The following is a 14332-nucleotide window of genomic DNA, read 5'->3' on the forward strand; positions in this document are numbered from 1 at the left end:
CCGGACCCCCTGTCGCGCCGGCGCGCCGGCGCGCTCGTCCTCAAGCGCCGGACGGGCTGGATCCCGCTACCTCCCCGCCTCCTTCGACACCAGTGCCACCGCCTCGTCCACGTCGTCCGTGAGGTGGAACAGGAGCAGGTCCTTCTCCGAGGCCTTGCCCTGGGCGATCAGGGTGTTCTTGAGCCAGTCCACCAGCCCGCCCCAGTACTCCGTGCCGAAGAGCACGATCGGGAAGCGCGTCACCTTCTGGGTCTGTACGAGCGTGAGGGCCTCGAAGAGTTCGTCGAGGGTGCCGAGACCGCCGGGCAGGACCACGAACCCCTGCGCGTACTTGACGAACATCATCTTGCGCACGAAGAAGTAGCGGAAGTTGAGTCCGATGTCGACGTACTCGTTGAGCCCCTGCTCGAAGGGCAGTTCGATGCCGAGGCCGACGGAGACGCCCTTCGCCTCGCAGGCGCCCTTGTTGGCGGCCTCCATGGCGCCGGGACCGCCGCCGGTGATCACCGCGAAGCCCGCTTCGACCAGACCGCGGCCGAGCGCGACCCCCGCCTCGTACTCGGGGGAGTCCGCCGGGGTCCGCGCCGAGCCGAACACGCTGATCGCGGCCGGAAGTTCGGCCAGCGTGCCGAAGCCCTCGATGAATTCCGACTGGATGCGCAGCACGCGCCAGGGATCGGTGTGCACCCAGTCCGACGGCCCGCCGGCGTCCAGCAGACGCTGGTCCGTCGTGCTCGCCTGCACCTGTCCCCGCCTGCGCAGCACGGGGCCCAGCTGCTGCTCCTCCGGTGGCTGCTTGCTGCCCTCGGGGTTGCCGGTAGCCATGTCCGCTCCCTCCGCTTGGCGATCGTTCCACCTCAGCGTAGATCGGCGGAGGTGACGGAGGGGGGACGCCGGCATGTCCGCCGTGGATCAGGCCGTCAGCCAGGCCCTCAGCCGCTCCTCACCCGCCAGGATCTTGGCGGTTTCGACCCGTTCGTCCCGCTTGTGCGCCAAGTGCGGATTGCCGGGGCCGTAGTTGACCGCCGGGACGCCGAGCGCGCTGAAGCGGGAGACGTCCGTCCAGCCGTACTTGGGCTGCGGCGTGCCCCCGACGGCCTCGATGAAGGCGGCCGCGGCCGGGTGGGACAGGCCGGGCAGGGCCGCGCCGCTGTGGTCGTCGACGACGAACTCGTCCACACCGCAGTCGGCGAAGACCTCGCGGACGTGGGCGAGCGCCTCCTCCTCGCTGCGGTCGGGCGCGTACCGGAAGTTGACGCTCACCACGCACTCGTCGGGGATGACGTTGCCCGCCACCCCGCCCGAGATCCCGACGGCGTTCAGGCCCTCGCGGTATTCGAGGCCGTCGATGACGGGGTAGCGCGGCTCGTAGGAGGCGAGGCGGGCGAGGATCGCGGAGGCGGCGTGGATGGCGTTGGAGCCCATCCAGCTGCGCGCGGAGTGCGCCCGCTCCCCCGTGGTCCTCAAGAGCACCCGCAGGGTCCCCTGGCAGCCGCCCTCGACCTGTCCGTCGGAAGGCTCCAGGAGGACCGCGAAGTCGCCCTCCAGCCACTCGGGACGGGCCTCGGCCACGTGCTTGAGGCCGTTGAGGTCGGCGGCGACCTCCTCGTTGTCGTAGAAGATGAAGGTGAGGTCGCGGTTGGGGGCCGGCACCGTGGCCGCGATCCGCAGCTGCACCGCGACGCCCGACTTCATGTCGCAGGTGCCGCAGCCCCAGAGCACGCCGTCCTCGTCCAGGCGCGAGGGCACGTTGTCCGCGATGGGCACCGTGTCGATGTGCCCGGCCAGGACCACGCGCTCGGCCCGGCCCAGATCCGTCCGCGCGACGACGTTGTTGCCGTAGCGGTCGACCGTGAGGTGCGGCAGGGCGCGCAGGGCGGTCTCGACGGCGTCCGCGAGGGGCTTCTCGGTGCCGCTCTCGGACGGGAAGTCGACGAGCTGCGCGGTGAGCCGGGCGGCGTCCAGCGTGAGGTCAAGCGGGGTGTCGGCCATGGCGTCGACCCTAACGCGCCGGACCGTCCGCCCTCCCCGGTCCGCGGCGCCGGGTCGTCCACAGCCCCGCGGATCCCTGTCCACAGGCCTGAGGATCACCGAACGTACTCTCCAGTACCTTGTACGCGTGCCTGAGCCGTCCCCCACTCCCGTCACTCGCGCACCCGCCACCCGCGTGCGCCGCGGCCGCCTCCTGCGCTTCGGAGCGGCCCTGGCCGTGCTGCTCGGCGTCGCGGGCTACCTCACCGTGCAGTACCTGACCGGCGGGTCGGGAGCGCCCGGATGCACGGTCGTCTCGGGCAGGGGCGACAGCACGTCGTACGAGTTCACGCCGGAGCAGGCGGTGAACGCGGCGACGATCACGGCGGCCGGCACCAACCGCGGGATGCCCGAGCGGGCCGTCACGATCGCCCTCGCGACCGCGCTGCAGGAGTCCGGCCTGCGCAACATCCGTCACGGCGACCGGGATTCGCTCGGCCTCTTCCAGCAGCGGCCCTCGCAGGGCTGGGGCACCGAGGCGCAGATCATGGACCCGACGTACGCGGCGGGCGAGTTCTACGAGCACCTGGAGAAGGTGGCGCACTACACGGAGCTGCCGCTCACCGTCGCCGCGCAGCGCGTCCAGCGCAGCGGTTTCCCGGACGCGTACGCGAAGCACGAGCCGGACGCGACGCTCCTCGCGGCGGCGCTGACCGGGCGGACCGCCGCCACGCTCACCTGCGAGGGCCGCCCGGACGTGCGGCCCGGCGGCCCGGAGGCGGTGCGCGCCGCGCTCGTACGGGACTTCGGGCGCGGGGTCTTCCAGGAGGCGGGCGCCCCGGTGGCCGCCACCCCGTCGCCCGTTCCGCCGGGCACGTCCGCCCCGGCGGCCCCGTCCACCGGGGCGAGCGGCTCCGCGGGCAGCCGCACGGTGACCGTGCCCGTCCCGGAGACCGCGGCCACCGGGGGCGGGCAGCGGCAGCGCGGCTGGGCCCTCGCGCACTGGGCTGTGGCCAACTCGTCCGCGCTGCGCCTCGAACGGGTGTCGTACGCGGGCCGGGTGTGGACCGCCGGGAACGCCCGCGGCGAGTGGCGGACCGACGACCCGGGCTCCCCGAAGGCCATCGGCGACGTCCGGATCGTCACCGGGCAGTAGTACGGACGCTCACCCGTCGGGGGTACGCCCGGCCCGCGGCGCCGACGGCATTCGCGGGTTTTCCGCACGCCTTCGCCGCCTCGGCCCTTTCGGCGCCGGATCCCTTGCGGGCAAAGGGCTGCGGGTATCTCGGAGGCTTTCCCCCGCGCCTTCTTTGCCCGGGTTTATCCGCAGCCGATAATGCGACGCATTACCAACTCTTTGCGTCGGGTCACCGCAACCTTCGCGGACTTCGAGCGGTAGTCACTGCGTCCGAGCCCGGAACGATCAACAGCCGGTCGATCGACAGCCGTCCGGCAGCCAGCCGGTCAACTGCCGGGCACGGCGGAACACTTCATCGTTCTCTTCCCGTCAAAGGAGCACCATGTCCCTCCCCCTGACCCGTCGGATCGCCCGTGTCGCGCTGCTCATCGCGGCGGGGGCGGCGCCCGTGGTCGGCGCGGCCGGCTCCGCGAGCGCGGCCGAACTCCCGGCCACCCCGGACCTCGGTGGTCTGAGCGCGCTGGACAACGCCGGCACGACCGTCGACGGTGCTGCCCAGAACGCCACCGAGACGGCCGGCGACACCGGTGGCAAGGCCGTGAAGAAGGCCGTCCCCGCCGCGGGCAGGACCGGCGGCAAGGCCGTCAAGACCGCGACGCCCGCCGCGCAGAAGACCGCCGGGGACCTCGCCGGGACCACGGGTGACGTGGTCGGTGACACGGCCGGGTCCGCCGCGAAGGACGGTCTGCCGACCGACTCCGTCTCCAAGGGCGGGCTGCCGGCCGAAGGACTGCCGCTGCAGGGGCTGCCGCTCGGCTAGTCGCCGGACCGCCGGCCGGTCGGCCGGTCCGTACGGGGAAGGGGTCCAGGGAGGTTTTCTGGGCCCCTTCGCCTGTGGGGAGGCTGGGCGCGCAGTTTTCCTCGCGCCCCTGAGAAGGCTGCCCCTCCGGGGCGCTTCCTCAGGCCGCCTTCAGGCGGTCCACCGCCGCCTGGACCCTTTCGTCCGTGGCGGTCAGGGCCACGCGGACGAACCGGTCGCCCGCGGGGCCGTAGAAGTCGCCCGGGGCCACCAGGACGCCCAGGGCGGCCAGATGGGCCACCGTGTCCCAGCAGGGCTCGTCGCGGGTCGCCCAGAGGTAGAGGCTCGCCTCGCTGTGCTCGATGCGGAAGCCGTGCCGGACGAGGGCCTCGCGCAGGGACCGGCGGCGGGCCGCGTACCGCTCGCGCTGCTCCTGGACGTGGGTGTCGTCGGACAGGGCGGCGACCGTGGCGGCCTGCGTGGGCGCCGACGTCATCATGCCGCCGTGCTTGCGGATCTGGAGCAGGTCGCCCAGGACCGCGGGATCACCGGCCAGGAACGCCGCCCGGTAGCCCGCGAGGTTCGACCGCTTCGACAGCGAGTGGACCGCGACGATCCCCTCGTACGAGCCGCCGCACACTTCGGGGTCCAGGACCGAGACCGGGTCGGCCTCCCAGCCCAGCTCGATGTAGCACTCGTCGGCGAACACGAGGACACCGTGCTCGCGCGCCCACGCGACGATCCGGGTGAGCTCCTGCCGGGACAGCACCCGGCCCGTGGGGTTCGACGGGGAGTTGAGCCACAGCAGCTTCAGACCGGCGGGGTCCAGCTCGGTCGGGTCGTCGTAGGCGACGGGCTCCGCGCGGGCCAGCCGGGCGCCGACCTCGTACGTCGGGTAGGCGAGGCGGGGGTGGGCGACCCTGTCCCCGGGGCCGAGACCCAGCTGGGTCGGCAGCCAGGCGACCAGTTCCTTGGAGCCGACCACCGGCAGGACGTTGCGGTGGGTGAAGTCCCGCGCGCCCAGCCGCCGCTCGCACCAGCCGACCAGCGCGTCCCGCAGCTCCGGGGTCCCCCACACCGTGGGATAGCCGGGCGAGTCGGCCGCCGAGACCAGGGCCTTTCGGACCAGCTCGGGCACCGGGTCGACCGGGGTGCCGACGGAGAGGTCGACGATGCCGCCCGGGTGAGCGGCGGCCGTCGCCTTGAAGGGCTCCAGCTTGTCCCAGGGGAAGGCGGGGAGCCGGTCGGAGACTGCTGACACGGGTTCTGGCTCACTTTCTCGCGCGGACGGGCACGTCCGTACGTACCTGCGGCGCGTACCCGCGCCGCGTGCGTGCGGCGAACACGGCGGTCCCGTACAGCGGCGAGGCCGTACGGGACCGAGGCGGCGCGCCCCCGGCTGTCGCCGGGCGGGGCCGCTTGCGCGCGGACCGCCTACTGGTTCTGCGGCGGGAGCGCTGCGACGAAGGGGTGGTCGCGCTCGATGAGTCCCAGCTTGCTGGCACCACCGGGCGAGCCGAGCTCGTCGAAGAACTCGACGTTCGCCTTGTAGTAGTCCTTCCACTCCTCGGGAGTGTCGTCCTCGTAGAAGATCGCCTCGACCGGGCAGACCGGCTCACAGGCACCACAGTCGACGCATTCGTCCGGGTGGATGTACAAGGACCGCTGGCCCTCGTAGATGCAGTCGACCGGGCACTCCTCGATGCACGCCTTGTCCTTGACGTCGACACAAGGCTGCGCGATGACGTAGGTCACGCTGTCGTTCCTCCTCGATAGGGCGCTGGCGAGCCGTCTTCAGGCTCCGCCACCTGGCGCGCGGGAGCGCGGCGTCGTCGATGCCCGCACCTAGTATCTCCGTTCTTGGGCATGATCCGAACAGGAGGGTTGGACTGAGCTGTGGATTTCTCTGCACACTTCCGCCTCGAGGTCCGTGTCACCCCCGCTGACGTGGGAAAACGTATCTCGGTACGGCAGCTGCGAATAGGGGCCCCTGAGAGTGAGAAGTTCACCGACACGGTCGGTGTTCTCACATCATGGGACGACGGTGTGCTGCTGATCACACGCCGGTCCGGGGAAAATGTCCGTATCCCGGAATCGTCGCTGGTGGCGGGCAAGGTGGTACCTGCCGCGCCGGCCCGGCGGCGGGGCCCCGCGGCCTCGTACGGGGAACTCGCGCGGATCTCCGCACGGGCCTGGCAGCCGGTCGAGCGCGAACCGCTCGGCGAGTGGGAGCTGCGGGCCGCGTCCGGCTTCACCCGGCGCGCCAACTCGGTGCTGCCCCTCGGCGATCCCGGCGTGCCCCTGGACGAGGCACTGACGCGCGTACGGGAGTGGTACGCGGCCCGCGGGCTGCCCGCCTACGCGCAGACCGCGACGGGCGCGGCGGGGACGCAGGAACTGCTGTGCGCGGAACTCGAGTCGCGGGGGTGGGTGCGGGAGGTCTCCGCGGAACTGTGGATCGGGGCACTCGCGCCGGTGGCCGACCTGCCGGACCCGCCGGGACCCGGGCGGACGGTCGCGCTGTCGCGCGAGGCGGACGAGGGATGGCTGGGCCGCTACCAGCGCAAGGGCGTCGGCGAGGTGGCGCTGCGAGTGCTGGGCAGCGGGCCCTCGGTGTGGTTCGCGACCGTGCCGGGCGACGTGCCCGGCACGCCGGCGGCGATCGGCCGCTGTGTGGTGGACGGCCGCTGGGCCGGGTTCGCCGCGGTGGAGGTGGACCCCGCCCTGCGCCGCCGGGGCCTCGCCACCACGGTCATGACGGCGCTGGCCCGCCGTGCCCTGGACGAAGGGGCCTCTGCGGCCTGGCTCCAGGTGGAGACGGAGAACACGGGCGCCCGGGCCCTGTACGCCCGGATGGGCTTCGCCCCTCACCACACGTACCACCACTACCGCGCCCCGGCGCCTGCCCCGGCCCCGAGCCCCGAAGGGGGCGCGGGGAACCGTGCGGGCGGCCCCCGCGGGGAATTCGGTGGCGACGCCACGGACCGGTATCGATCGGCGTGAAAGGGCACGAGGCACCTATGCGTCCACTTCATCCTCCCGGGCCGGAGCAGAGCGCCGAGTGGCGGCGGCGGTTCGGCGACGAGGCACGGGCCGAACGCCCCGACCTGTCCGTCCTGTGCCTGCTGGTGGGCGCCCAGGCGGACGACGCGCTGACCGAGACCGGACTGGACGCGGCGCAGATCGAGCTGGACCGGCTGGCCGGGGAGCTCCCGTTCCGGCCGGGCGGGCCCCGGTCCTGGGCCACGGCGCTCGCCGAGCACCTCGGCGGCACCCTCGGGTTCCGCGGTACGCCGGGCGACTACCAGCGTCTGCAGTCCTCGCTGCTCCACGAGGTGCTGCTGCGCCGCCGCGGACTGCCCATCCTGCTCTCGGTGGTGTGGATGGAGGTGGCGAGGAGGGCCGGGGCACCCGTCTACGGGGTCGCCCTGCCCGGTCACTTCGTCGTCGGCTTCGGCCCGCCCGAGCAGCAGGTCCTCGTCGACCCCTTCGACGGCGGCCGGGTGCTGACCGGCACGGACGCCTCGCTGATGGTGGCCGGTGCCACCGGCGCGCCGCTCGACCCGTCGATGCTCTCGCCCGCCGATCCGCTCGACGTCGTCCTGCGCATCCTCAACAACATCCGGGCCTGGGCCGCGGCCCGGCCGGAGCGTTCCGAGGTCGCCCTGTGGGCGGTCGACCTCTCCCTCCTGCTCCCCTCGCACCCGGCCCGCCTGCGCTACGAGCGGGCTCAGCTGCTCGTCCAGCGCGGGGACTTCCTCGCGGGAGCCGTCGAGCTGGACGCGTACGCGGAGGTCGTGGCCGCCGTGGACGAACCGGCGGCCGACCGGGTGCGGCGTCAGGCGCATGCGGCGCGGGCGATGCTCAACTGAGGCCTTGCCGGCGGCCCCGGTTGTCCTGGTCGCCGGGACAGCCGGGGTCGCCGAGGTCGCCGTGGCCGCCGGGGCCGCCGGGACCGAAACGCCGTCGTCGGGTGCGGGCCCGGTGGGGGCTGGTCGCGCAGTTCCCCGCGCCCCTGGTGGGATTCGGTACCGGGGCGTGGTCGGGTGCGGGCGCGTCGTGGCCGGCCTCGCGGCCCTCGCGCCCCCGGTGGGATTCGGTACCGGGGCGTGGTCGGGTGCGGGCGCGTCCTGGCCGGTCTCGTGGGCCCCGCGCCCCCGGTGGGGTGCGGGAAGAGGGCACCCGGGCTGTGCCGGGTGCCCTCTTTCCGGGTTGACCGGCAGGTTCTAGCTGGGGTCGGTGTCGATCACTCCGACGCGGTCCGCCTCCGTCTTGCCGAGGAGTGCCGGGCGCAGTGCGCCGACCACGTCCTGCGGGGTCACGGCGGTCTTCTTGCCGTTGCCCCGGGCGATCAGCACACCGTCGAACGCGCCGCCGTACAGCTCTTTCAGCGCGTCCAGGTCGTAGTAGTCGACCAGCTTGCCCTCGGGGGTGGCCTTGACGCCGAGGAACTTCCACAGGGAGTTCTCCGGGCTGAACTGGACCACCGCCGTGCCCGCCTTGACCGTCACGAGACCGGACATCGCCGGCTCGGCGAACTCCTTCATCATGCGGTCGACCTCGGCCTTGCTGACCTCGGGCTTCCGGGCCGTGGTGGGCACCCGCACGGCGGCCGACCTCCCGGTCTCCACCTGGGTGCGGTACGCCGTCTCGACGGCCTCCGCCGACCGGTCGACGTCGATGCCCTTGCCCGCCTTGCCGTAGACGGCGACGGCCTTGCCCGACTGGAACTTGATCGTTCCCTCGCTCGCCGAGCCGGAGCCGCCGGCGGCCCGCTCCAGGGCGGCGGCCAGCTTCTCCTCGTCGACGGGCATCACGGGGGCGACGACCCGCTGGTTGCCGAACAGCGAGCCGATCACCGAGACAGGGTTGTAGTCGCTGCCCGCGGCGGCCCGCACGGTGGCCTGGCCGTCGAGCTGCAGCCCGGCCTGGTCCGGCTTGAGCGCGACGGTGTCGCCCTCGACCGAGAGCTGCAGCGGCTTGGCCGCGCGCTCCTTGAAGGCGTCGTCGAGCTTCTTGACGGCCTCGTCACGGGTGCCGCCGCCGATGTCCACACCGAGCACGGTGGTGCCCTTGGGCACGTCGGAGTGGTTCATGAGCAGTCCGGCGCCGTACGCCATGCCGCCCAGGACCACCACGCCGGTGACCAGCAGCACCAGCTTGTTGCGGCCCTTCTTCTTCTTGGGCCGCGAGGCCGCGGGCGCGGCCGGTGAGACCGGCTCGGGCAGCTTCGGCGGCTGGTGCGGAAGGGGCCCGTCGGTGTGCGCGCCCGGTCCGAACGGCGAGTTCGGGGCGGGGGGCACGACGGGGATGCCGCTGGTGAGGGTGTGTCCGGAGACGTTCTCACCGGCGCCGCCGTAGCCCGGCGTGCCCGGCTCGGGCGCCGGGATCTGCGGGGTGAGGATCGCGGTGTCGTCGCTCATCCCGCCACCGGGACGGCCGGCGCCCGCGGGACCGCCGGGGAAGGCGGAGCCGCTCTGGGCGCCCTTGCCGCCGGGGAACGCCGAGGGGTCGGGGGCACCGGGGCCGCCCGGGCCTGCGGGCCCTCCGGGGAACGCCTGGCCGCCCTGACCGCCCTGGCTCCCGGGCGCCGCCGGTGGCGTACCGCCGTCGGCCGGTCCGCCGTCGGAGAAGTACGGGAGTCCGTCGCGTCGCGGTTCGCCGCCGCCGTCGCCCGCCGGGGGGTTCGTCGGATAGGGCGACTCGCCGGGTGCGGAGCCGAGCGGTCCGGCGGCCAGCGCACGGGACACGTCGAAGGAGCCGGTGCCGCCGCCGTGGCCGGGCGCCACCGGTCCGGTGCCGCCCGCCCCGGGCAGCCCCGCGCCGTTGCCGCCGGGCCTGGCACCGCCGGCGCCCTGGGGCGTACCGGCGCCGCCGGGCCGTGCGGCGGGCGCCCCGGAGGGGCCGACTCCCGCACCGGTGCCCGTGGCCGGGCCCTGGGCGCCCGAACCGGCGGCCAGTCCCGCGCCGTTGGCGTTGCCACCGGCCGGACCGCCCTTGGGCGCGGCGCCCTTGCGTGGCGCGAACCAGTCGCTCGTCTTGTCCCCGGGGCCACCGGGGCCGCCAGGACCACCGGCGCCGGCTCCGCCACCGGGGGCGGGCATGGCGTGGGACCCCGTGTCGGAGTCCACGGGCCCGCCCGCGGCGGTGCCGGGTCCGGCGCCCGCTCCGGCGTCCGGGCCGGCCGGCCGCGGCGCACCGGTGGCGTCGGAGGAGCCCGCGTCGGACCCCGCGTTCGCGACGGGCGTGCGCACGACGACCGGCGGGATCGGCCTGGATCCGGGGATGTTGATGCGGATCCGGGTCGTCAGCGTGGTCTCGGTCTTGGGCTGTTCCGGCCGGTCACCGGCGGTACGAGCCGCGTCGGCCGCGGCGTCGGAAGCCATCGGCGTTCCGTACGGCGGAGTCCCCGACGGGTATGCGGTTCCGCCGCGCCCGTTGGGCCCGGAGGACGAACTGTCAGTTTCACGACTCAAGGCAGGTTCTCCTGGTTGGCTCCACCGCCCGTGTACTCGACCTCGATTCGGGCGGCTCGGCGGCGCGCACCACCATACTGGCCACTCGTCTCCCGCATTTTGCGGCCGTCGGGGAAACCCACACCGGACTTGCACCAGCGCACTGTGGCGAAGTGGTACGTCATTTGCCAAGTCGGGCGGCGACGCCGTCCGGTTGCCGCCCCCGGCCAAGGGTGGCGCACATCACAGCGACCGTCATCCCGCCGAGCAGGAAGAGGTAGGAACCGGCCCCCGCGGCGAAGAGGAAGTCGCCCTCGGGGCGGCTGGCGGTGAGCAGCACGACGGCGATCATCCAGCCCGCGGCGGGCACGACGGCCCCGGCCCGGCCACCGGTCGCGCGCATTCCGCCGAGGAACAGCCCCGCCGCCCCGGCCAGCGCGAGCAGCAGCCCGCCCGGGAACCAGCCCGACTGGACCAGCGCGCCGGTCACCGCGACCACGCCGCCGAGCACGAAGAGCCCCAGGTGGGCGGCGATCCGGGCGGCCGAGGGCGGTCGCAGGGGCTGGGCGAGCACGCTGCCCGCGTTCGAGCGGTCCGCGTACGATCGACCGGCCGCGTTCATCGGGCACCGCCCTCGGTGGTTGCTGTCGCGATTCCCGCGAACAGATCGGTCTCGCGTGCCGTCCCGGTGCGTTCGCCGCGCACCAACTCGTAGTACTCGACGGGGAAGAGGGGCTGCGCGAGCCGGTTGGAGAGGGCGAACCACGGTTCGGCGACCTCGATCTGGGTGGCGTGCGCCCGCATCGCGGCGGCCTTGGCGGCGGCCTGCGCGGTGCCGTCGATCTCCGTGGTGACCACCGGGTCGTCCACCACGCCGGGCACGTCGTCGACCGTGGCGGCGGCGGGGAACGGCAGTTCGCCGAGTACGCCCTTGAGGCGCGCGAAGCCTTCTTCGGCGACGGACCGCGGCACGCGGTTCCAGTAGATCTTCGCAATCGTCCACGGTTCGCCGGGGCCGGCGTCGCTGCCGGCACCGGTCCGGAAGTCCGGATCCGCGGCCAGGTCGGCGGCCCGCATGGCGACGCGGTGGGCCTGGATGTGGTCCGGGTGGCCGTAGCCGCCGTCCGGGTCGTAGGTGACGAGCACCTGGGGGCGCACCTCACGGATCACGCGGACCAGGTGCCCGGCGGCCTCGTCGACCTCCGCCCCCCAGAAGCTGCGGGGATCGTCGTTGTCCGGCAGGCCCATCATCCCGGAGTCCTGGTAACGGCCCGCGCCGCCGAGGAGACGCACGTCACGCACGCCCAGCTCGCGCATCGCCCCGCGGAGTTCCGTCAGGCGGTACTCCCCCAGCTCCTCGCCCGACAGGTGGGCGAGCGCGGGCGGGATGACCTCGCCCTGTTCGCCCCGGGTGCAGGTCACGAGGGTGACCTGGACGCCCGCGGCCGCGTACCGGGCCATGGTCGCGCCGTTGTTGATCGTCTCGTCGTCCGGATGCGCGTGCACCAGGAGCAGACGCCGGGGGGACAGTTCCGTCATGCACCCACCCTACGAGGCACACGCGCCCCACCACCGCCCGCCCGCCCGCGACAGCCGTCACGGGCGGCGAATTCGAACACCGACGGCTTCCGCGGGCTTTCAGGTGCCCTGTCCCGCGTCCGCGAAGATCGCTTCGGCGGACGGAGCGGTGACGGCGCTGGTGAGCCAGCGGCGCAGAAGGGCGGGGTCGTCGCACCCGGTGACGCGCTCGCGGACCTCGTCGGGCACGTCGAGGCCGCGCGTCTCGAGGACGAGCAGGATGTCCTCGGCGGCGGTCTGGACACGAGCTTCCGCGCGTCCCTCGTCACGAATCTCTTCCGACATCCACGACTTGTAGAAGGAAAGATCCACGGCCACCAGGTTCCTCCAGAGTTCCACGGCTCGGCGGTTGGTGCTCAAGCCCTGTGCGGTGAATTCGATGATGGGGTCTGCGACGGCTTCGGGCACGCCCTGCAGAGCGGCGGCGCTCGACCGCTCTGGCCTCGGTGAGGTCGGTCGGCATGGCCGTGACGGATGTGGGTGGCGCGAAATCGAGACCGAGGACCCGGGAGACACCGGTGAACAGTTCCGGGTACTCCTGGAAGATGCGGTGCATCGCCTCGTGGGGCGGGCTGACCATGCGGTTCCTCTACGTTTCTCATTCTGCGTGTTTCTTCGCGCGTTCAGGCGGGCGTGGGGGCCGTGGTGCGGCAGGCGCGGCAGTGGCCCGGCTCGGGGCCGCGGAAGGCGCGGTCGCAGCCGTCGCAGTTGTGGAGCGGATACCGGCGGGCGGGCTGTGCCACCGGAGCGGCCGGGCGGAACGGGGCCGGGGGCGGCAGTTGGGCGACGAGGCGGTGGGCCAGCAGGGCGGCGGGCCGCCGCAACCCCTCGGCAGGGAGGTCGGAGGTCAGCGCGTGCCGTACGGCGGCCGGGCTGACGTCCCGCTCCAGCCAAGCGGCCACACCGGGGGCGAGGTGGGCGGTGTCGCAGGCGGAGAGGAGCAGGCCCGGGTCGTGGCGCCGCAGGCCCGCCAGGAGGTCCGTGGCGGCCTGGAGGAGGGCCGGAGCGGGGTAGGCGGGGCGCGGTACGGCGGGGAGGGCTTTGCGGGGTGCGCCGGGTGCGCGCTTCTCCGGCTGCTCCGAGGCGTCCGGCCGCTCGGGGCCTTCGGGGCTCTCGGGGCCTTCCGGCGAGGCGGGGTCGGCGGTGACCGGGCCGTCGCGGTGGCCGGGCCGGTTGCAGGAGATCGTGCGGGTGACGATCCGGCCGCCGGGGATGCGGTGCCGTTCGCGGCGCAGGTAGCCGTGGGTCTCCAGCTCGCGCAGCGCCGCGGCGATACGGGTCGCCCCCTCGGGAAAGCGCGCGGTGAGGGTCTTGATGTCGACGCGGACGCCCTCGGGGAGCGACTGGATGTACACGGCGAGCCCGATGGCGAGCCCCGACAGCTCCGTGTGCTGGGCGAGGTGGTTGCCGATCACCGTGTAGCGGGTGGGGTGGCGGGCGTTGTCGTGGGTGAGACCGCCGTGGCCCGAGCGGGGGTGCGGGCGCCGCCGGTTCGGGGGTTTGTCGGCGGCATACCGGGACCGGGCATACGGGGGCGCGCTAGGGTTCTGCGTATCCATCGGGAAGGGTTCTGCTTCCTTGGTGGTCAGGCCCTCGCACTGGGATGGCAGTCCCGGCGAGGGCCGTCGTATGTCTGCTGTTGTGTGGGGCTGAGCGTAGGGCAGGCAACGGGTCGGAAAGCCAGCCGAGTTGGTTATGTTCACTCGCCCGGGTGAGGGCGGGCCGACGCGGGCGGGAGGGCGGGGTGGGGTTCGGTGGGGTCCTTTCCCTCTCCCGGTTCTTTGGGAAGAGCGCCCCTGTCACCGGAGCACGTGCGGTCGGGTTCCGGTGCCGGATTCAGCTCCGCCCAGACCGTCCTGCGGGGATGCGGGCCCCGGGTGACGCCCCACCGGTCGGCGAGCGCCACGACGAGGACGAGGCCCCGACCGGACTCGCTGTCGGGGGCCGGGTCCAACGGGCGGGGCAGGACCCCGCCGCAGGTGTCGGTCACCTCGATGCGCAGGGTTGACGCGACGACGTGGAGCACGAGCCTGAAGTCCCGGCCGGGAACCCGGCTGTGCGTGGCCGCGTTGGCGGCGAGCTCGGCGACGAGGTGACGCGCCGGGTCCAACGGGAAGCCCCATGAGCGCAGTTGCTCCGTGGCGAGCAGACGGGCGAGACGGGCTCCGCGTGGCGTGGGGGACAGCTGCACGCTGAAGGTGCGGGCGGGGCGTGCGGGCCGGGCCTCGGAGGTGGCGGTTTCTTGGATCACGTCACTCAGAGTGGCCGCAACTGCCTACCGTGAACAGTGACGACGCCGATACGTACGGTGACTGTCTGAGACTTGTCCAGTGATGTCCAGACTGTCGGAGCCACCCGTGCGGGCAGGGCGCGTTGAGCAGTGGAGGACCG

General features: G+C 73.5%; 13 protein-coding genes and 1 pseudogene. 4 read left to right on the forward strand and 10 right to left on the reverse strand.

Annotated elements, in window-relative coordinates:
• Positions 1-66: 66 nt before the first annotated feature.
• A complete protein-coding gene (locus QFZ75_RS13725; protein WP_307536877.1) occupies positions 67-825 on the reverse strand; it encodes a TIGR00730 family Rossman fold protein in 759 nt (252 codons plus the stop codon).
• Positions 826-912: 87 nt separating this feature from the next.
• Positions 913-1992, reverse strand: a complete 1080-nt coding sequence (dapE, locus tag QFZ75_RS13730; RefSeq protein ID WP_307536879.1) for a succinyl-diaminopimelate desuccinylase — start codon at positions 1990-1992, stop codon at positions 913-915.
• 127 nt (positions 1993-2119) lie between these two features.
• Here dapE and QFZ75_RS13735 point away from each other — a divergent pair, with 127 nt between their 5' ends.
• Positions 2120-3127 (forward strand): heavy metal transporter, encoded by a 1008-nt coding sequence (locus QFZ75_RS13735; RefSeq protein ID WP_307536881.1) that lies wholly within the window; start codon positions 2120-2122, stop codon positions 3125-3127.
• Positions 3128-3491: 364 nt separating this feature from the next.
• Complete coding sequence (locus QFZ75_RS13740) at positions 3492-3929, forward strand: ATP-binding protein (RefSeq protein WP_307536883.1); 438 nt, start codon at positions 3492-3494, stop codon at positions 3927-3929.
• 139 nt (positions 3930-4068) lie between these two features.
• On the opposite strand, the gene QFZ75_RS13745 is transcribed toward QFZ75_RS13740, so the two are convergent.
• Both QFZ75_RS13745 and fdxA read right to left on the reverse strand, forming a co-directional pair.
• Positions 4069-5169 carry a bifunctional succinyldiaminopimelate transaminase/glutamate-prephenate aminotransferase gene (locus QFZ75_RS13745; protein WP_307536884.1) on the reverse strand — a complete coding sequence of 367 codons (1101 nt, stop codon included), beginning with the start codon at positions 5167-5169 and terminating at the stop codon, positions 4069-4071.
• Positions 5170-5342: 173 nt separating this feature from the next.
• Positions 5343-5663 (reverse strand): ferredoxin, encoded by a 321-nt coding sequence (fdxA, locus tag QFZ75_RS13750; RefSeq protein ID WP_003973842.1) that lies wholly within the window; start codon positions 5661-5663, stop codon positions 5343-5345.
• A 141-nt stretch (positions 5664-5804) separates the two neighbouring features.
• Between fdxA and QFZ75_RS13755 the strand changes: the two genes are divergently transcribed.
• Together QFZ75_RS13755 and QFZ75_RS13760 are read left to right on the forward strand one after the other, a co-directional pair.
• Positions 5805-6911 carry a GNAT family N-acetyltransferase gene (locus QFZ75_RS13755; RefSeq protein WP_307536887.1) on the forward strand — a complete coding sequence of 369 codons (1107 nt, stop codon included), beginning with the start codon at positions 5805-5807 and terminating at the stop codon, positions 6909-6911.
• A gap of 17 nt (positions 6912-6928) precedes the next feature.
• The gene (locus tag QFZ75_RS13760) at positions 6929-7780 is read left to right on the forward strand and encodes a transglutaminase-like domain-containing protein (protein WP_307536889.1); all 852 of its coding nucleotides are present in this window, start codon (positions 6929-6931) and stop codon (positions 7778-7780) included.
• A gap of 354 nt (positions 7781-8134) precedes the next feature.
• Here the strand turns inward: QFZ75_RS13760 and QFZ75_RS13765 are convergent, their stop codons facing one another.
• From QFZ75_RS13765 to QFZ75_RS13790, 6 genes and pseudogenes are all read right to left on the reverse strand, one after another.
• Complete coding sequence (locus QFZ75_RS13765) at positions 8135-10384, reverse strand: hypothetical protein (protein ID WP_307536891.1); 2250 nt, start codon at positions 10382-10384, stop codon at positions 8135-8137.
• A 160-nt stretch (positions 10385-10544) separates the two neighbouring features.
• Complete coding sequence (locus QFZ75_RS13770) at positions 10545-10985, reverse strand: DUF6113 family protein (RefSeq protein ID WP_307536892.1); 441 nt, start codon at positions 10983-10985, stop codon at positions 10545-10547.
• A complete protein-coding gene (gene mshB, locus QFZ75_RS13775; protein WP_307536893.1) occupies positions 10982-11902 on the reverse strand; it encodes an N-acetyl-1-D-myo-inositol-2-amino-2-deoxy-alpha-D-glucopyranoside deacetylase in 921 nt (306 codons plus the stop codon). The genes QFZ75_RS13770 and mshB overlap by 4 nt, the downstream gene beginning before the upstream one ends.
• Positions 11903-12001: 99 nt before the next feature.
• A pseudogene (locus QFZ75_RS13780) lies at positions 12002-12521 on the reverse strand (hypothetical protein).
• Between the two features lie 43 nt (positions 12522-12564).
• Positions 12565-13500: a helix-turn-helix domain-containing protein gene (locus QFZ75_RS13785; RefSeq protein WP_307536894.1), complete on the reverse strand. Its 936-nt coding sequence runs from the start codon at positions 13498-13500 to the stop codon at positions 12565-12567.
• A 140-nt stretch (positions 13501-13640) separates the two neighbouring features.
• On the reverse strand, positions 13641-14192 hold the full coding sequence (locus QFZ75_RS13790; protein ID WP_307536896.1) for an ATP-binding protein: 552 nt from the start codon (positions 14190-14192) through the stop codon (positions 13641-13643).
• Positions 14193-14332 lie beyond the last annotated feature (140 nt).

Source organism: Streptomyces sp. V3I8, from assembly GCF_030817535.1.
Lineage (GTDB): Bacteria > Actinomycetota > Actinomycetes > Streptomycetales > Streptomycetaceae > Streptomyces.

Excerpts from the sequence above, each read along its gene's own strand:
- QFZ75_RS13770 (WP_307536892.1), bottom strand. The coding sequence starts at position 10,985 with ATGAACGCGGCCGGTCGATCGTACGCGGACCGCTCGAACGCGGGCAGC.
- QFZ75_RS13725 (WP_307536877.1), bottom strand. The coding sequence starts at position 825 with ATGGCTACCGGCAACCCCGAGGGCAGCAAGCAGCCACCGGAGGAGCAG.
- mshB (WP_307536893.1), bottom strand. The coding sequence starts at position 11,902 with ATGACGGAACTGTCCCCCCGGCGTCTGCTCCTGGTGCACGCGCATCCG.
- dapE (WP_307536879.1), bottom strand. The coding sequence starts at position 1,992 with ATGGCCGACACCCCGCTTGACCTCACGCTGGACGCCGCCCGGCTCACC.
- QFZ75_RS13740 (WP_307536883.1), top strand. The coding sequence starts at position 3,492 with ATGTCCCTCCCCCTGACCCGTCGGATCGCCCGTGTCGCGCTGCTCATC.
- QFZ75_RS13760 (WP_307536889.1), top strand. The coding sequence starts at position 6,929 with ATGCGTCCACTTCATCCTCCCGGGCCGGAGCAGAGCGCCGAGTGGCGG.
- QFZ75_RS13785 (WP_307536894.1), bottom strand. The coding sequence starts at position 13,500 with ATGGATACGCAGAACCCTAGCGCGCCCCCGTATGCCCGGTCCCGGTAT.